General features: G+C 75.0%; 18 protein-coding genes. 2 read left to right on the top strand and 16 right to left on the bottom strand.

Annotation, left to right across the window (positions count from 1 at the left end):
- Window positions 1-18: 18 nt before the first annotated feature.
- The 13 genes from aroB to J3473_RS03760 form a co-directional block, all read right to left on the bottom strand.
- Entirely contained in the window at window positions 19-1,092 is a 1,074-nt protein-coding gene (gene aroB / locus J3473_RS03700; protein WP_207021922.1) for a 3-dehydroquinate synthase, read from the bottom strand.
- On the bottom strand, window positions 1,089-1,595 hold the full coding sequence (locus tag J3473_RS03705; protein ID WP_207021923.1) for a shikimate kinase: 507 nt from the start codon (window positions 1,593-1,595) through the stop codon (window positions 1,089-1,091). Before J3473_RS03705 ends, aroB begins: the two co-directional genes overlap by 4 nt.
- Complete coding sequence (gene aroC, locus J3473_RS03710; RefSeq protein WP_207021924.1) at window positions 1,595-2,824, bottom strand: chorismate synthase; 1,230 nt, start codon at window positions 2,822-2,824, stop codon at window positions 1,595-1,597. The genes J3473_RS03705 and aroC overlap by 1 nt, the downstream gene beginning before the upstream one ends.
- Window positions 2,825-2,848: 24 nt before the next feature.
- A complete protein-coding gene (locus J3473_RS03715; protein WP_207021925.1) occupies window positions 2,849-3,532 on the bottom strand; it encodes an A24 family peptidase in 684 nt (227 codons plus the stop codon).
- Entirely contained in the window at window positions 3,529-4,356 is an 828-nt protein-coding gene (locus J3473_RS03720; protein WP_306790174.1) for a shikimate dehydrogenase, read from the bottom strand. Before J3473_RS03720 ends, J3473_RS03715 begins: the two co-directional genes overlap by 4 nt.
- Complete coding sequence (gene mltG, locus J3473_RS03725; RefSeq protein ID WP_207021926.1) at window positions 4,350-5,522, bottom strand: endolytic transglycosylase MltG; 1,173 nt, start codon at window positions 5,520-5,522, stop codon at window positions 4,350-4,352. The genes J3473_RS03720 and mltG overlap by 7 nt, the downstream gene beginning before the upstream one ends.
- A complete protein-coding gene (gene ruvX / locus J3473_RS03730; protein WP_030528267.1) occupies window positions 5,519-6,052 on the bottom strand; it encodes a Holliday junction resolvase RuvX in 534 nt (177 codons plus the stop codon). The genes mltG and ruvX overlap by 4 nt, the downstream gene beginning before the upstream one ends.
- A complete protein-coding gene (gene alaS / locus J3473_RS03735) occupies window positions 6,052-8,742 on the bottom strand; it encodes an alanine--tRNA ligase (RefSeq protein WP_207021927.1) in 2,691 nt (896 codons plus the stop codon). The genes ruvX and alaS overlap by 1 nt, the downstream gene beginning before the upstream one ends.
- A gap of 104 nt (window positions 8,743-8,846) precedes the next feature.
- Window positions 8,847-9,185, bottom strand: coding sequence for a hypothetical protein (locus tag J3473_RS03740; RefSeq protein ID WP_036829860.1), 339 nt, complete (start codon window positions 9,183-9,185; stop codon window positions 8,847-8,849).
- 2 nt (window positions 9,186-9,187) lie between these two features.
- Window positions 9,188-9,553 (bottom strand): DUF948 domain-containing protein, encoded by a 366-nt coding sequence (locus J3473_RS03745; protein WP_173028971.1) that lies wholly within the window; start codon window positions 9,551-9,553, stop codon window positions 9,188-9,190.
- A 53-nt stretch (window positions 9,554-9,606) separates the two neighbouring features.
- A complete protein-coding gene (locus tag J3473_RS03750) occupies window positions 9,607-9,921 on the bottom strand; it encodes a TraR/DksA C4-type zinc finger protein (RefSeq protein ID WP_051750462.1) in 315 nt (104 codons plus the stop codon).
- A 14-nt stretch (window positions 9,922-9,935) separates the two neighbouring features.
- A complete protein-coding gene (locus tag J3473_RS03755) occupies window positions 9,936-11,279 on the bottom strand; it encodes a replication-associated recombination protein A (protein ID WP_242525672.1) in 1,344 nt (447 codons plus the stop codon).
- A gap of 116 nt (window positions 11,280-11,395) precedes the next feature.
- Window positions 11,396-11,911 (bottom strand): DinB family protein, encoded by a 516-nt coding sequence (locus J3473_RS03760; protein ID WP_207021928.1) that lies wholly within the window; start codon window positions 11,909-11,911, stop codon window positions 11,396-11,398.
- 386 nt (window positions 11,912-12,297) lie between these two features.
- On the opposite strand from J3473_RS03760, the gene J3473_RS03765 reads away from it, so the two are divergent.
- Together J3473_RS03765 and J3473_RS03770 are read left to right on the top strand one after the other, a co-directional pair.
- Window positions 12,298-13,095, top strand: coding sequence for a GNAT family N-acetyltransferase (locus J3473_RS03765; RefSeq protein WP_207021929.1), 798 nt, complete (start codon window positions 12,298-12,300; stop codon window positions 13,093-13,095).
- A gap of 129 nt (window positions 13,096-13,224) precedes the next feature.
- Window positions 13,225-14,049, top strand: a complete 825-nt coding sequence (locus tag J3473_RS03770; RefSeq protein WP_207021930.1) for an alpha/beta fold hydrolase — start codon at window positions 13,225-13,227, stop codon at window positions 14,047-14,049.
- 94 nt (window positions 14,050-14,143) lie between these two features.
- Here the strand turns inward: J3473_RS03770 and aspS are convergent, their stop codons facing one another.
- The 3 genes from aspS to J3473_RS03785 all read right to left on the bottom strand — a co-directional run bounded on the left by aspS (window position 14,144) and on the right by J3473_RS03785 (window position 17,302).
- Window positions 14,144-15,967, bottom strand: a complete 1,824-nt coding sequence (aspS, locus tag J3473_RS03775) for an aspartate--tRNA ligase (protein ID WP_207021931.1) — start codon at window positions 15,965-15,967, stop codon at window positions 14,144-14,146.
- A 123-nt stretch (window positions 15,968-16,090) separates the two neighbouring features.
- Entirely contained in the window at window positions 16,091-16,813 is a 723-nt protein-coding gene (locus J3473_RS03780; protein ID WP_207021932.1) for a VOC family protein, read from the bottom strand.
- Window positions 16,814-16,816: 3 nt separating this feature from the next.
- Window positions 16,817-17,302, bottom strand: a complete 486-nt coding sequence (locus tag J3473_RS03785; protein WP_242525661.1) for a YchJ family protein — start codon at window positions 17,300-17,302, stop codon at window positions 16,817-16,819.
- Window positions 17,303-17,314: the final 12 nt, after the last annotated feature.

Consider the following 17,314-nt stretch of genomic DNA (forward strand, 5'->3'; position numbering starts at 1 on the left):
TCGCGGGGAGAAGAGGCGTCAGGGGGCGAGGGCGGCGTAGGCCTCGCGCAGGAGGGACTCCGGCGGCCCCTCGAGGCGCACCGGGTGGGCGAGCCCGTCGAGGACGACGAAGCGCAGCCGGGCGCCGCGCGACTTCTTGTCGCGCGCCATGACGGCGAGCAGCTCCTCGAAGGGCGCCGCGTCGTACGTCGTCGGCAGCCCGACGGCCGCCAGCACCGACCGGTGCCGGGCCAGCAGCTCGGACGAGACCGTGCCCGTGCGGTGCCCGAGCTCGGCCGCGAACACCATCCCGATGGCCACCGCCTCGCCGTGGCGGCGCCGGTAGCCCTCGACCTGCTCGACGGCGTGCCCGAGCGTGTGCCCGTAGTTCAGCACCTCCCGCGCGAACGCCTCGCGCAGGTCACCGGCGACGACCTCGGCCTTGACGGCGACCTTGCGGCGCACGAGCTCGTCGAGGACGGGCGCGTCCCAGCGCACCGCGTCCTGCGGCGCGGCCTCGACGAGCTCGAGGATGCGCGGGTCGGCGACGAACCCGCCCTTGAGCACCTCGGCGAGCCCGGCGACGAGGTCGGCCTGCGGCAGCGTCGAGAGGACGTCGAGGTCGCAGACGACACCGGCCGGCGTGTGGAAGGAGCCGACGAGGTTCTTGCCCTCGGCGGTGTTGATGCCCGTCTTGCCGCCGACCGCGGCGTCGACCATGGCGAGCAGCGTCGTCGGGACGTGGACGACCGCCACCCCGCGCAGCCACGTCGCGGCGACGAAGCCGGCGAGGTCGGTGACGGTGCCGCCGCCGACCGCGACGACGGCGTCGGTGCGGGTGAAGGCGTGCTGCCCGAGCACCGCCCAGAGCGACGCGGCGACCTCGGCGGTCTTGGCTCGCTCGGCGTCCGGCACGCTCGCCTCGTGGACGACGAGCCCGGCCGCGCGCAGCGACTCCGCGACCGGCCCCGCGTAGCGGTCCAGCCCCTCCGGACCGACGACGAGGACCTGCCGCGCCCCCTCGGGCACGAGACCCGCCACCCGGTCGAGCACCCCGCGCCCGACGACGACGTCGTGGAGGTCCCCGACGGGGATGACGACCGGCTCGCTCACGCCGGCGCCCCGAGCAGGCCCGCGATCTCGGCGGCCACGTCGTCGGCCGGGCGGCCCGCGGTGTCGACGACGTGCGTCGCGACCCGCTCGTAGACCGGCCGGCGCTCCCCCATCAGCCGCACCCACGAGGCGCGCGGGTTGACGGCGAGCAGCGGCCGCGAACGGTCGAGCCCGATGCGCCTGGCGGCGTCGGCGATCCCGACGTCGAGGAAGACGACGGTGTGGCCGGCGAGCAGGGGCTCGGTCAGCGGGTCGACCGGCGCTCCCCCGCCGAGCGCGACGACGCCGGGCTCCTCGGCGAGCGAGCGCGCGACCTCGGCCCGCTCGAGCTCGCGGAACGCGGGCTCGCCGTCGACGACGAAGATGTCGCCGATGGTCCGACCCTCCGCGGCCTCGACGGCGGCGTCGGTGTCGTGGAACGGGACCCCGAGCAGCGCGGCGAGCGCCTCCCCGGTGGTGGTCTTGCCGCAGCCGGGCGGGCCGACGAGGACGACGCGGGGCATCAGGACTCCCAGGTGCGCATCGACGCGGGGATCGCGTCGAGGTAGGCGCGGTGGTTGCGGGCGGTCTCGGCCACGGAGTCGCCGCCGAACTTCTCGAGGCAGGCCTCGGCGAGGACGAGCGCGACCATCGCCTCGGCGACGACGCCCGCCGCGGGCACGGCGCACACGTCGGAGCGCTGGTGGATGGCGGTCGCGGGCTCGTCGGAGGCGACGTCGACGGTGTCGAGCGCCCGCGGGACGGTGGAGATCGGCTTCATCGCCGCGCGCACCCGCAGGACGCCGCCGACCGACATCCCGCCCTCGGTGCCGCCGGCGCGCAGCGTGCGGCGCCGGATGACGCCGTCGGCGCCGCGCTCCATCTCGTCGTGGGCCTGCGAGCCCCGGCGCGCCGCGGTGCGGAAGCCGTCGCCGACCTCGACGCCCTTGATCGCCTGGATGCCCATGAGGGCCGCGCCGAGCCGGGCGTCGAGGCGCCGGTCCCAGTGCACGTGCGATCCGAGGCCCGGCGGCACCTCGACGGCGACGACCTCGACGACGCCGCCGAGCGTGTCGCCGTCCTTGTGGGCGGCGTCGACCTCGGCGACCATCGCGGCCGAGCCCTCGGCGTCGAAGGCGCGCACCGGGTCGGCGTCGAGCGCGGGCACGTCGTCCGGCCCGGGCAGCGGGGCGTCGTCGCGCACCCCGGCCGCGCCGATCGCGACGGTGTGCGAGAGCAGCCGGATGCCGTACGCCTGCTCGAGGAAGGCCGCGGCGACCGCGCCGAGGGCCACCCGGGCCGCGGTCTCGCGGGCGGAGGCGCGCTCGAGCACCGGGCGGGCGTCGTCGAAGCCGTACTTCTGCATGCCGACGAGGTCGGCGTGCCCGGGGCGCGGCCGGGTCAGGGGCCGGTTGCGGGCGACCTCCTTCTCGGCGTTGACGTCGTCGGAGGCGGCGTAGTCGGCGGCGGCGACCGGGTCGGGGCTCATGACGGTGCGCCACTTCGGCCACTCGGTGTTGCCGATGCGGATGGCGACCGGCGAGCCGAGGGTGCGTCCGAGCCGCAGCCCGCCGAGCACCTCGACCTCGTCCTGCTCGAACTTCTGCCGGGCGCCGCGGCCGTAGCCGAGGCGGCGACGGGCCAGGGCGTCCGCGATGTCGGCGGTCGTCACCTCGACCCCGGCGGGGAGGCCCTCGATGGTCGCGAGGAGGGCGGGTCCGTGGGACTCGCCCGCGGTCAGCCAGCGCAGCATGGCGCCCATCCTGACACGGAGGGGTCAGCCCCCCGCGAGGCCGGTCACGATGCGAGGCGTGAGCACGACCGAGGCCCATGCCCCGAGGCACATGGCCGGCCCGTAGGCGATCGCCGAACCGAGCCCGACCCGCCGCAGGAGCAGCAGCGCCGCGGCGGCCACCCCTCCGACGAGGAAGCCGGCGGCCATCCCGACGACGACGTGCCCGACACCCAGGAAGCCGAGCAGGGCGCCGATGACGGGGGCGAGCCGCACGTCGCCGCCCCCGACTCCGCCGCCCGGCATGATGCCCAGCACCAGGTAGAACCCGCCCATGAGGCCGGCCCCGACGAGGGTGCCCTGCCAGCGCGGGCCGCCCGTCGCGACGACGGCGATGATGAGCAGGACCGCGAGCACGGCCCCGGTCGGCACGACGAGGCCGACGGGCAGGCGGTGCACGTCGAGGTCGATCCAGACCAGGGCCACGGTCAGCCAGGCGAAGAGCAGGAACGGCGGCAGCGCGGCCCAGCCGCCGAGGTCGCCGACCGACCAGACGGCCAGCGCGGCGAGCGCGGCCGTCGACGGGCCGGTCCACCAGGGGTGGCCGGGTGGGTGGGTCGCCTCGTCCTCCGGGATGCGGTAGCCGCCGGTGGCGAGATCGCGCCCCGTGAGGTGGCCGACGACGCCCATGACGAGCGCGGCGAGCGCCGCGACCCCCCAGATCGTCACGCGCGGCCCCCGAGGGCCGCGAGCCCGGCGGCGGCCATCGCCTCGACCGGCGCGGGCCGGCCGGTGAAGAGGGTGAACTGCGCCGCGGCCTGGTGGACGAGCAGGTCGAGCCCGGAGACCACGGTCATCCCGGCCGCCGCGGCGGCCCGGGCGACCGGCGTCGGCCAGCCGGCGTAGACGACGTCGAGCAGGACGCCGCCGTGCTGCGCGGGCACCGTGGCGGCGACGTCCTCGCCCCCGGCCGGCGGGACGGTCGAGACGACGACGTCGTCCTTCGTCGTGACCCACGCGTCGATGGCGGCGACCGACCCGTTGCGGATGCCGATGCCCGCGTCGAGCGCCCACGCGAGCAGGTCTGCGCCCTTGGCCGTGTCACGGGCGCGGACGGTGAGCGTGGTGACGCCGAGGCCGGCCAGGGCCAGCACGACCGAGCGGGCGGTGGCCCCGGCGCCGAGGACGAGCGCGCGTCGCGGCTCGCCCGGGAGGTGCGGGCGCAGCGCCTCGGCCGCACCGGAGACGTCGGTGTTCGTCGCGTCCCAGCCGCCGTCGTCGCGCCGGACGAGGGTGTTCGCGGCGCCGGCCTGCCGCGCCACGTCGGAGACGCTCGACGCCACCTCGAGGGCGGCCTCCTTGAGCGGCATCGTCAGCGACAGCCCGCGCCAGGTGTCGTCGAGCCCGGCGACGAACGCCGGCAGCCCGGCGGCGTCGACCTCGTGCCGCCCGTACTCCCAGTCCTCCAGGCCGCACGCCGCGTACCCGGCCGCGTGGAGCGCGGGCGAGAGGGAGTGTGCGACGGGCGACCCGAGGACCGCGGCCCTCAGCACTGGCCGGGGTTGTCGGAGCACCACTGCTGGAACTCGCGGACGTTGCGCTCGTGCTCGGCCGAGGTGCTCGCGAACTTCGTCTCGCCGGTGCTCGGGTCGACCGTCACGAAGAACACCCAGTCGCCCGGCTCGGGGTTCGCGGCCGCCTCGATGGACGCCGCGCCGGGGTTGCCGATCGGGCCCGGGGGCAGGCCTTGCACCTTGTAGGTGTTGTACGGGCTGTCGGAGGCGCGCTGGGCGTCGGTGGTGCCGGCCTTGCCGCGCTGCTGCGCGAGGTAGTGGACGGTGGAGTCCATCTGGAGCAGGCCGTAGCTCGGCGGGCCGCCCTCGAGTCGGTTGAGCACCACGCGCGCGACCTTGCCGCGGTCGGCGTCGCCGCTCACCTCGCCCTCGACGATCGAGGCGATGACGAGCGTGCGCTCCCAGTCCTTCTCGGCGACCCCGGCGTCCTCGAGCGCCTTCTTCGTGAGCGCGACCATCTGCGTCAGCTGCTCCGTGGCGGACGTGTCGTCGTCGAACTCGTAGCTCGCGGGGAAGAGCCAGCCCTCGACGTTGCCCTTCGCGGCGTCGGGCAGCCCGATCGCCTCGGCGTCCTTCGCGGCCTTCTCGTACTCGGACTCCTTGACCCCCGTCGCCTCGGCGAGCGCCGCGAAGACCTCCTTCTTCCACAGGCCCTCGCGGATCGTCACCCGCTTCGCGGACCGGTTGTCAGGGTCGGCGAGGAAGGTGAAGGCGTCGGCGCCGCGCATCCCCTTGAGCATGACGTAGGTGCCGGGCTGGATGCCGGCCGCGGCCGCCGGGTCGCCCTTGGCCGCCTCAAGGTAGGCGGTCCGGGTCTTGGTGACCCCGGCGTCGCGCAGGGTCGAGGCGATGGTCTCGCCGGTGTCGCCCTGCTTGATGACGACCCGCGTCTCGCCCTCCCCCGGGCCGGCGAAGTCGACGTCGGTCGGCTCGTCGCCGAACAGGCCGCTCACGCCGGGGCCGAGCACGGACCAGGCCCCGTAGGCGGCGCCGCCGATGAGACCGAGGGCGAGGAGGATGGCGAGGATGCGGCGGCCGCGGCGGCGTGGCGGGCGTTGCCGCCCGTGCATCTCGCGGCGCGTGCGGTGGCCCCGCTGCGGGCTCTCCTCGTCACCGAAGATGGTCTCGGTGAAGTCGTGGCTCACGTCGTCGTGCCCTTCGTCCGTGGCTTGCGCCGTCGTCCGCCGACCTGCTCCCCCGCGGGGGCGCCGGTCGACCGCTCGGCGTCGAGCGCGGCCTGGAGGATGAGCACCGCCGCGGCCTGGTCGACCACGGCCCGCTGCCGCCTCCCGGCCACACCGCTCTGCCGGAGCATCCGGTGCGCGTCCACCGTCGTCAGCCGCTCGTCGACGAGCCGCACCGGGACGGGTGCCACGCGCACCGCCAGCACGGAAGCATACGTGCGTGCACGCTCCGCGGCGGGACCCTCGTCCCCCGAGAGCGAGCGCGGGAGCCCGACGACGACCCGGACGGCGGCGTGCTCGGCGACGAGCGAGGCCACCCGTTCGACGTCGTCGTCCCCCGGGGCGGCCGGCGCCTCCGAGGTGCGCGGCACCGTCTCGAGCGGGGTCGCGAGGAGGCCGTCGGGGTCGCTGACGGCGACCCCGACGCGCACCGAGCCGACGTCGACGCCCAGCCGGGCGCCGCGCTCGCTCCCCGCGCCGGGAGCCGGCATCAGCCGGCGATCTCCCCGACGCGCCACTCGACCGCGGCGAGCGCCTCCCCGACCTTGGCCGGGTCCTGCCCGCCGCCCTGGGCGATGTCGTCCTTGCCGCCGCCGCCACCACCGAGCGCCTGCGCCGCGGCGCGGACGAGCTCGCCGGCCCTGACGCCGCGCTCGCGCGCGGCCGGGTTGGTCGCGACGACGACCACGGGCCGGCCCTTGGCGACCCCGGTGATCGCGACGACCGACGGGCGCTCGTCGCCGAGGCGGCCGCGCAGGTCGAGGACCATCGTGCGCACGTCGTCGGCGCCGGCGTCCCCGGCGTCGTGGCCGAGGAAGGTGATGCCGCCGACGTCGCGGGCACGGTCGGTCAGCGAGCCGGCCTGCGCCTGGAGCTGCTCCTTGCGCAGGCGGTCGAGCTCGCGCTCGGCGTCGCGCAGGCGACCCATGAGGCCCGCGACGCGCTCGGCGAGCTCGTCCGGACGTCCGCCGACCTGGCCGGTCAGCTCGGCGACGATGGCGCGCTCCTTCGCGAGGTGGCGCAGCGCGTCCATCCCGACGAAGGCCTCGACCCGGCGCACGCCGGAGCCGACCGACGACTCGCCGGTGAGGGTGAGGGCGCCGATCTGGCTGGAGTGGGCGACGTGGGTGCCACCGCAGAGCTCGCGGCTCCACGGGCCGCCGATCTCGACGACACGGACGTCCTCGTCGTAGGTCTCGCCGAACAGCGCGAGCGCACCGATCTCGCGGGCCCGCGGCAGCGGCATGTACGTGGCCGAGACCGGGAGGTCCTGGCGCAGCGCGAGGTTGGCGACCTCCTCGATCTCGCTGCGGGTCTCGGGCGAGAGCGCCTGCCCCCACGCGAAGTCGAGGCGCAGGTAGCCGGGCTTGTTGTACGAGCCGGACTGCAGCGCCGACGGGCCGAGCACCTGGCGCAGCGCCGCGTGGACGACGTGCGTGCCGGAGTGCGCCTGGCACGCGGCGACCCGCCAGTCGCGGTCGACCTGCGCGAGGACCGACGAGCCGGAGCGCAGCGCCCCGGAGACGACCTCGACGGTGTGCGCGATGAGGCCCTTGACGGGGCGCTGCACGTCGAGGACGCGCAGCTCGAGGCCGTCGGCGGTGATGACGCCCTCGTCGGCGACCTGACCACCGGACTCGGCGTAGAACGGGGTGCGGTCGAGGACGACCTGGGCGCGCGTGCCCGGCTCGACCTCCTCGACCCGCTCGCCGTCGACGACGAGGCCGAGCACGCTCGCCTCGCTCGTCAGCTCCTGGTAGGCCCGGAAGTCGGTGGCGCCGAGCGCCCGCAGGTCGCGCCACACCTCGGTGTTGACGTGCCCGGACTTCTTGGCCTTCGCGTCCGCCTTCGCCCGCTGGCGCTGCTCCTGCATCAGGCGGGTGAAGCCGTCGCGGTCGACCTCGACGCCCTGCTCGGCCGCCATCTCGAGGGTGAGGTCGATCGGGAAGCCGTAGGTGTCGTGGAGCTGGAAGGCCTGGTCGCCCGCGAGCACCGTGCCGCCGGACTCCTTGGTCCGCGCGACCGCGGTGTCGAGGATCGTCGTGCCCGACGCGAGAGTGCGGCGGAACGCCTCCTCCTCGGCGTAGGCGATCTGCGCGATGCGGTCGAACCCGGCCTCGAGCTCGGGGTAGGACTGCTTCATCCGCTCGAGCGAGACCGGCAGCAGCTCGGGCAGGCAGGGGTCCTCGTAGCCGAGCAGTCGCATCGAGCGGACCGAGCGGCGCAGCATCCGCCGCAGGACGTACCCGCGGCCCTCGTTGCCGGGGGTCACGCCGTCGCCGATGAGCATGAGCGAGGAGCGGACGTGGTCGGCGACGACGCGCAGCCGCACGTCGTCGGGGTGGCTCGAGCCCGCCGAGTGGCCGGAGTGCGCGCCGTAGGACTTGCCGGTCATCTCCGCCGCGCGGGCGAGGACCGGGTAGACCTCGTCGATCTCGTACATGTTGTCGACGCCCTGGAGGATGGACGCGATGCGCTCCAGCCCCATCCCGGTGTCGATGTTCTTGCGCGGCAGCGGGCCGCTGACGTCGAAGTCGACCTTGGTGCGGACCTCGGTGAGGTTCTCCTGCATGAAGACGAGGTTCCAGAACTCCATGAACCGGTCCTCGTCGACGGCCGGTCCGCCGTCAGGGCCGTACTCCGCGCCGCGGTCGTAGAAGATCTCGGAGCAGGGGCCGCCCGGGCCGGGGACGCCCATGTGCCAGTAGTTGTCCGCGAGGCCGCGTCGCACGATGCGCTCGAGCGGCACGCCGACCTGCTCGTGCCAGATGCCGAGCGCCTCGTCGTCGCCGTCGAGGACGGTCGGCCAGATGCGCTCGGGGTCCAGGCCGAAGCCGCCGCGGTCCTGCGGGGTCGTGACGAGCTCCCAGGCGAGGGCGATGGCCTTCTCCTTGAAGTAGTCGCCGAAGGAGAAGTTGCCGTTCATCTGGAAGAACGTGCCGTGCCGCGAGGTCTTGCCGACCTCCTCGATGTCCTGGGTGCGCACGCACTTCTGGACGCTCGTCGCGCGGTCGTAGGGCGCGGTCTCCTGGCCGAGGAAGTACGGCTTGAAGGGCACCATGCCGGCGTTGACGAACAGGAGGTTCGGGTCGTCGTGGACGAGCGGCGCCGAGGGGACCACGGTGTGGCCGTTGCGCTCGAAGAAGTCGAGCCAGCGGCGCCGGATCTCGGAGGTTTCCATGTCGGGTTCAGTCCTGGGGGTCGGCCGTGCGCGGGCAGCCTCGATCGTAGGCCGGTGCGCGCACGAGGGGGGTGACGGGCGTGCGGAGGCGGGGGCGGGTGCCCCTAGCGAGCTCGGTCGGCGGGCCCGGCGTCGGCGGCTCGGCGGCCCCGGCCCGCGGGGTCGAGGAGGAGGTCACGCGCCTCCTCGGGGGTGAGCGACCGGCCCTCGCCCTCGCCCCAGCCCGCGTCGACGTCGAGGTCCGGGACGCGCGCGTCGGCCGCGTGGCGGGGCGCGCGGGTGGTGGCGTCCTCGCGGACGGCGGTCTCGACGGCCGCGCGCAGCTGGGCCTCGCGCTCGGTCGCGGACTCGCGGACGGTGGCGACGAACCGGCGCGTGGCCGGGCGGCGCCACAGGACGTACGCCGCGCCCGCGAGCACGGCCAGGCCGACGGCGGTGCGCATCCTCACGAGGACACCTTGCGCAGGCCGCGGACCGCCGTGCGGACGCCGTAGCTGTAGGCCGCGACCTTGATGAGGGGCGAGCCGACGGTCGCGGCGAAGACCGACGTGAGCGCGGACGCGTTGGTCGTCATCGTCGAGACCGAGCTCGTGATGGCGTCGACCCGCGCGAGCTGGTCGTTGGTCAGGCCGACGGTGTCGGTGAGGCTCTTGAGCGTCGGCTGGACGTTCTCGGTCGTCGTGCGCACGCTCTCGCGCGCCTCGTCGAGGATCCGGCCCGCCTTGCCGACGAGCCCGGCGACCCGGACGACGAGGTAGGCGAACGCGAGCGCGGCGACGAGTCCCGCGATCCCTCCGAGCGTGACGTCCATGGCGCCGACCCTACCGGGCGGCCGTGGCGGCCGACGCACCCATTCCCGGGGGCTCAGGCGTGGCGGACGCAGCGGGCGGCCCACGGGCGGGCCTCGAGGCGGGCGGCGGGGATCGGCTCGCCGCAGACCTCGCACGTGCCGTAGGTGCCGTCGGCGACCCGGGCGCGCGCCCGGCGCACCTGGGTGAGCGTGTCGAGCAGCTGCTCCTGGACGGCGACGGCCGAGAGCCGGTCGACCGCGAGCGAGGTGCCGTCGCCGATGCGCTTGCCGAACGAGAGGTTCTCGCCCTCGGGCGGGCTCGCGGTCAGCGTCGCGAGGTCGGCCTCCAGCTGGTCCTCGTGGGCGGCCAGGGTCGCGTCGGTGTCCATCCCCCCACCGTAGGTCAGCGCCCGAGCCGTTCCCGCAGCCAGCGCCAGCGCTCCTGCAGCCGGGCCTCGAAGCCGCGGTCCGTCGGGTGGTAGTAGTCGGCCGCGCCGGCCAGGTCGTCGGGGAGGTACTGCTGGGCGGCGACGCCGTCCGGCTCGTCGTGCGCGTAGACGTACACGGGGGCCTTCGAGCGGCCGGCCGCCTTGGCCGAGGCCTCGGCGATCCGGCTCGCGCCGCCGTAGCCGCTGCCCCGCAGGTGCAGCGGCACCGAGCCACCGCGCCCGGCGCGGACGTCGGCGATGGCGGCGTTGATGCCGCCGTACGCCGCGTTCGACTTCGGCGCGAGGGCGTTGTGGACGACGGCCTGCGCGAGGATGATCCGCGCCTCGGGCATCCCGATCTGCGCGACGGCGTGCATCGCCGCGACGGCGGTCTGCAGGGCGGTCGGGTCGGCCATCCCGACGTCCTCGGACGCCGAGATGACGATGCGCCGGGCGATGAAGCGCGGGTCCTCGCCGGCCTCGAGCATCCGGGCGAGGTAGTGCAGGGCGGCGTCGACGTCGGAGCCGCGCATCGACTTGATGAGCGCCGAGGCGACGTCGTAGTGCTGGTCGCCGGTGCGGTCGTAGCGCACGGCTGCGTGGGCGACCGCCTGCTCGGTGTGCGCGAGCGTGACGACGAGCGGCTCGGGGCGCGCCGCCCCGGGGGCCACGGAGTCGTCGGCCACCCCGGCGGCGGCCTCGAGGAAGGTCAGCGCGCGGCGGGCGTCGCCACCGGCGAGTCGGACGAGGTGCTCGCGGGCGTCGTCGGCGAGCGCGTAGGCGCCGGCGAGGCCGCGCTCGTCCGCGGTGGCGCGGGTGAGGACGTCGGCGACGTCCTCGTCCGTGAGCGACACGAGGGTGACGAGCATCGAGCGCGACAGGAGCGGGGCGATGACCGAGAAGCTCGGGTTCTCGGTCGTCGCGGCGACGAGGACGACCTGGCGGTTCTCGACGCCGGGCAGGAGCGCGTCCTGCTGGGCCTTGGTGAAGCGGTGGATCTCGTCGAGGAACAGGACGGTCTGGCGGCCGTAGAGGTCGCGCGTGCGCTGGGCCTGCTCCATGACCTGGCGGACGTCCTTGACCCCGGCGGTCACGGCGGAGAGCTCGACGAACTCGCGCTCCGAGGCGGTGGCGACGAGGTGCGCGAGGGTCGTCTTGCCGGTGCCGGGCGGACCCCAGAGGATGGCCGACAGCGGGCCGGCCGCGCCGCCGCTGCCCTCGACGAGGCGGCGCAGGGGGCTGCCGGGGCGCAGCACGTCGGCCTGGCCGCGCACCTCGTCGAGGCTGCGCGGGCGCATCCGGACGGCCAGCGGGGGCACGACGGAGGTCGGTGCGCCGTCCGCCGCCTGCGCGGCCGCGCCGAAGAGGTCGGTCCCGTCCTGTGCCACCCCGTGAGGCTAGCGCCGGCGCCCGACGGTCCCCGACGCCCGGTCGGTCAGTAGTAGCCGGTCTCGCCGTCGAGCATCTCGCGCAGCAGGTCGAGGTGGCCGGCGTGCCGGGCCGTCTCCTCGAGCATGTGCTGAACCATCCAGCGCAGCGTGGCGCCCCCGACGGCGTGCAGGGCGGTGCTGCCGGTGTCGTCGAGGTCGTGCGCCGCGATCGCCGCGTCGGAGCGGGCACAGGCGGCCGCGTACCCCGCGAGCAGGGCGGGCAGCGGGCGGCCCGCCACCCGGAACTCGTCGTCCTCCCCGGCGTCGGGGCCGAGGCCCGGCCCGTCGCCCCACTCCCCGAGCAGGACCTCGCGGAACCACAGGTCCTCGACCGCCGTCAGGTGCCCCACGATCCCGGCGACGGTGAGCAGCGGCGAGGACGGCAGGAGGACCCGGTGCGCGTCCGCGTCGGAGAGGCCCTCGCACTTGAGCCGGACGATGCCCCGCTGCAGGTCGAACCACCCGAGCAGCTGGGTGCGCTCGTCGCCGGTCCACGGGGGCCGCTCGCGCGTCGCTGCCATCCCGGCACGCTAGCGCGTAACGGGCATCCGCCCGGTGGCACCGGGCTCTGGCTGCGGGGTGCGGCGCCCGGCGGCCACTGTGTCCTCCCGGGATCCATGCGGTCCGGAAGGAATCCCTTCCACCCGCAACCACACCCTCGCGGGGCAAGGGATCCCTTCCGGTCCGCAACCACACCTTCCCGCGGCAAGGGATCCCTTCCGAGGCGCATGGATCTCGGGAGAGCACCCCTTCCGGTGGGCCGGTCCACCGAGGCCGGCGGCCTGCGTGACGGCGACGGCCCCGCCCGCCCCACCGCTGCGGTCTGCCCGTCCGCGCCGGGCTGACCCGTGTCTCCACGCCCGACCACCCACGGGACCGCCCCGGCTCGCGTGCCATCCTGTGCCGCGTGACCGGCGCGACGTCCCTGACCTCCTACGACGAGCTCCTGGAAGCCTCCGGCCACCACCCGGTCGTCGAGCTCGACGTGGGGCGCGGCGCGCCCGGCCCGTCGTGGGTCGCCCGCGACGAGCGCGGCGGCGTGGCCGTCGCCTTCGCGCGCAACAGCGACCACGGGGTCCCCGGCGCGTCCGTCCTCGGCCCGGCCGCGGCCCTCGCCGCCCTCGTCGCCGACCCTGCGGTCCAGCGCTGGTTCCACGACGGCGGCTTCCGGCACCTCAGCCGTCCCGTCGGCCTCGACGACCTCGTCGAGGCCCACCTGCCCGTCGGCTCGGTCGGCGGCGACTGGGAGTGGATGTGGACCCGTACGGCCCCCGCGCCCGTCGCCGGCGAGGAGCGCGTCCTCCCGCTGACCGAGGCCGCCCGCGACGAGATCGTCGCCCTCCTGCTCGAGGCCAGCCCGCGCACCCACGGCCAGCCGTTCGCCCGCCCCGACCAGGTGTGGCTCGGTGTCCGCGCCGCCGACGGCAGCCTGCTCGCCTGCGGCGGCAGCGAGCCCTCGACCGGCGGCACCCCGACGCTCGCCGGCATCGCGGTCGCCCCCGCCGCCCGCCGACAGGGGCTCGGCGCCGCGGTGACCGCCGCCCTGACCCGCGAGGCCGTCGCCCGCACCGGCGCCTGCGCCCTCGGGATGTTCTCCGACAACGAGGACGCCCGGCGCATCTACCACCGGCTCGGCTTCACGACCGGGATGGCCTGGCGCAGCCGCTGGCGCGAGGGCTCGCTCCCCCGCCTGGCCCGCGACTGACAGCCCGACGCCGCGCGACCGCCCGTGCGCTCGCAGGCCTCGACACCGCAGCATTACCTTGGACGAACTTTCAACACTGCAGGTCAGCGCGCCTAGGGTGGGAGGACATCCCCCGACGGAAGGAACCCCGTGAGCACACTGACCAACGGCTCGGTCGAGATCCACTACGAGGACCACGGTGGTGACGGCCGGCCGGTCGTCCTCATCCACGGCTGGCCCCTGAGCGGGAAGTCCTGGAGCAACCAGGTCCCGGCACTGCGCGACGCCGGCTACCGCGTCGTCACCTACGACCGCCGTGGCTTCGGCGAGTCCGGCAAGCCCGGCGAGGCCTCGTCGTACGACTACGACACCCTCACCTCCGACCTCGACGCGCTGATGACCGAGCTCGACCTGCGCGACGCCAGCCTCGTCGGCTTCTCGATGGGCGGCGGCGAGGTCGCCCGCTACATCGACAACGTCGGTGAGGAGCGGCTGCACAGCGTCGTCTACGCCGCGGCCGTGCCCCCGTGCCTCAAGAAGGACGACGAGCACCCGGACGGCGCCCTGACCGACGACGACGTCCGCGGCATGCAGGAGCAGCTCGCGCAGGACCCCCCGGCGTTCTTCGACGACTTCACGACGAACTTCTTCAGCGCCGGCGGCGAGCTCAAGGTCACCGAGGACGAGCGGCAGGAGGCCATCGCGCTCGCCGCCCAGGCCGACGTCCACGCCGCCGTCCAGTGCATCGCCTCGTGGGTCGAGGACTTCACCGGCGGCCTGCGCAAGAGCACCGTCCCGACCCTCGTCATCCACGGCGACGGCGACGGCATCGTGCCCCTCGAGGTCTCCGGCCAGCGCACCGCCCAGGTCGTCGACGGCGCGGAGCTGCACGTCGTCAGCGACGGCCCGCACGGCATCAACGTCTCGCACAAGGACGAGTTCACCTCGGCTCTGCTGGAGTTCCTCGCCCGCTGACGTCACCCGCCCGGTGGGGCGGAGTGGTCGAGAGAAGAGAACACGCCGTGCGGAGACGACTCCGCACGGCGTGTTCTGCTCCCTCGACGGGTGGTCAGGACTGCTTGGGCGAGACCTCGGGGGCGCCCTGCGGCGCGGCGTCGGTCGTCGGCTTCGCGTCGATGCCGGCCTCCTTGCGCTGCTCCGGCGTGATCGGGGCCGGGGCGTCGGTCAGCGGGTCGTAGCCGCCGCCGGACTTCGGGAACGCGATGACGTCGCGGATGGAGTCGAAACCGCCGAGCAGCATGACGATCCGGTCCCAGCCGAAGGCGATGCCGCCGTGCGGCGGCGCGCCGAACTGGAAGGCGTCGAGGAGGAAGCCGAACTTCTCCTGCGCCTCCTCCTGCGACAGGCCCATGACCTTGAACACGCGCTCCTGGACGTCGCGGCGGTGGATACGGATGGACCCGCCGCCCAGCTCGTTGCCGTTGAGCACCATGTCGTAGGCGTAGGCGAGCGCCGGCCCCGGGTCGGTGTCGAAGGTGTCGAGGAACTCGGCCTTGGGCGAGGTGAAGGCGTGGTGGACGGCCGTCCACGCGCCCGAGCCGACGGCCACGTCGCCCGCGGCGACGGCCTCGGACGCCGGCTCGAAGAGCGGGGCGTCGAGGACCCAGAGGAACTCCCACGCGCCCTCGTCGATGAGCTCGCAGCGCCGGCCGATCTCCAGCCGGGCGGCGCCGAGGAGCGCCCGCGAGGAGCGGGTCGGGCCGGCGGCGAAGAAGACGCAGTCACCGGGCTTGGCCCCGACGTGCTCCGCGAGACCCGCGACCTCGGCCTCCGAGAGGTTCTTGGCCACCGGGCCGCCGAGCGTGCCGTCCTCCTGGATCAGGACGTAGGCGAGGCCGCGCGCACCGCGCTGCTTGGCCCACTCCTGCCACGCGTCGAGCTGCTTGCGCGGCTGGCTCGCGCCGCCGGGCATGACGACCGCGCCGACGTACTCGGCCTGGAAGACCCGGAACGGGGTGTCGGCGAAGTACTCGGTGCACTCGACGAGCTCCTGGCCGAAGCGCAGGTCGGGCTTGTCGGAGCCGAACCGGCGCATCGCCTCGGCGTAGGTCATCCGCGGGAACGGCGTCGGCAGCTCCACGCCGATGAGCTGCCAGATCTCGCGGACCACGGCCTCGCCGAGCTCGAGCACGTCGTCCTGCTCGACGAACGACATCTCGATGTCGAGCTGCGTGAACTCGGGCTGCCGGTCGGCGCGGAAGTCCTCGTCGCGGTAGCAGCGCGCGATCTGGTAGTACCGCTCCATCCCGGCGACCATGAGCAGCTGCTTGAACAGCTGCGGGCTCTGGGGCAGCGCGTACCAGGAGCCGGGCGCGAGGCGGGCCGGCACGAGGAAGTCACGGGCGCCCTCGGGGGTGGAGCGGGTGAGGGTCGGGGTCTCGATCTCGACGAAGTCGCGGGCCTCGAGGACCCGGCGGGCGGCGGCGCTCACCTTGCTGCGCAGGCGGATCGCGTGGCCCGCGGAGTGCGCGCCCGGGCGGCGCAGGTCGAGGTAGCGGTGCCTGAGGCGCGCCTCCTCGCCGACGGTGACGCGCTCGTCGACCTGGAAGGGCAGCGGCGCGCTGGCGTTGAGGACCTCGATCGCCTCGGCGACGACCTCGACCTCGCCGGTCGGGAGGTCCGCGTTGACGTTGCGCTCCTCGCGCGCGGTGACGGTGCCGGTGACCTTGACGACGAACTCGCTGCGCAGGTCGTGGGCCGCCCCGGTGAGCACCTCGTCCCGAGCCACGACCTGGACGACGCCGCTGGCGTCCCGCAGGTCGATGAACGCCACCCCGCCGTGATCGCGCCGCTTCGCCACCCAGCCGGTGAGCGCGACGGTCTGGCCGGTGTGGGCGGCACGCAGGGTGCCGGCCTCGTGGGTGCGGAGCACGGGGGGTCCTTCGGTGTCGGGGTCGGGAGGTGGCCGCTGGACGGCCGACGGCCATCCTACGGAAGGCCCGCTCCCCGCCCGAACCGAGATTCCGGCCCCCACCCGGGGCCGCGGCCCCGTGCGTCAGCCCCGGGAGGGCAGGAGGCACACCTCGTTGCCCGAGGGGTCGGTGAGCACGCGCCAGGGCAGCGGACCCCAGTCGTGCTCGACGAGGGCAGCGCCGAGGTCGAGGGCGCGCTCGACGGCGTCGTCGAGGTGCTCGTCCCCCTCGAGCCGGACGTCGAGGTGCAGCCGGTTCTTCTCCCCCGCGGGCTTGGGCCGCTCCTCGGGACAGATCTCGAGCAGCGGGCCGTGCCCGCTCGGGTGACGCAGAGCGCTCGGAACGACCCCGGCGACGGGGGCCCAGCCCGAGAGCGCGGTCCAGAACCGCAGGTCGCGCTCGACGTCGGCGCTGTCGAGCGGCAGGGCCGCGACCGGGCTCCCGGCGCGATACTCCGGCCGGGACTCCATGACGCAGAACGGGTTTCCCTCGGGGTCGGCGAGCACGACCCACGGCACGTCACCCTGCCCGATGTCGAGGTGCCGGGCGCCGAGCCCGAGGGCGCGCACGACGACCTCGTCCTGCGCGTCGCCGCCGAGCAGGTCGAGGTGCAGGCGCGGGTGGGACGGCGCGGGCTCCGGCACGGTGGTCAGGCAGAGGTCGAGGACCGGCGCCCCCTCCGGCGAGATCCGCACCTCGACGGTGTCGGGCTCGTCGGTGACGCGGCGGCCGCCGAGGAGGGACTCCCAGAAGGCGCCCAGCACGTGCGGGTCGGCCGCGTCGAGGACGACGTTCTCGATCTGCACGCCTCAGGCCCCCGCGTCGACGGGTCCGACGTAGAACCAGCGCCCCGCCCGCTTCTCGAAGCGGCTGCGCTCGTGGACGTCACCGCGCTGCCGCGTGGCGCCCTCGCCGGCGACCCAGCCGGCCCGGAACTCCACGACCCCCGTCGTGTCGTCGGGTGCGCCGTCGACGACGTCGAGCACCTCGAGGCCGACCCAGCGCACCCACGGCTCGGGGTCGACCCGCTCGGGGCGCGTGCGCGGGTGCCACGACCGGAAGAGATGGTCGCCGTCGGCGAGCGCGTACGCCGTGTACCGCGAGCGCATCAGCGCCTCGGCGGTCGGCGCCGGGCGGTTGCCCTCGATGGCCTGGCCGCAGCACTGCGCGAAGCTGGCGCCCTCGGGGCGTCCACCGCACGGGCAGCGCGCGTCGCGGTCGAGCGCCTCGTCGGAGCCGCCCGACACCTTGAGCCAGGCGGCGTTGCCCCGTCCCGCTCCGAAGGTCTCGGCCACGAGCTCATCGTC

This window comes from Phycicoccus sp. DTK01 (genome assembly GCF_017312765.1).
Taxonomy (GTDB): domain Bacteria; phylum Actinomycetota; class Actinomycetes; order Actinomycetales; family Dermatophilaceae; genus Phycicoccus; species Phycicoccus jejuensis.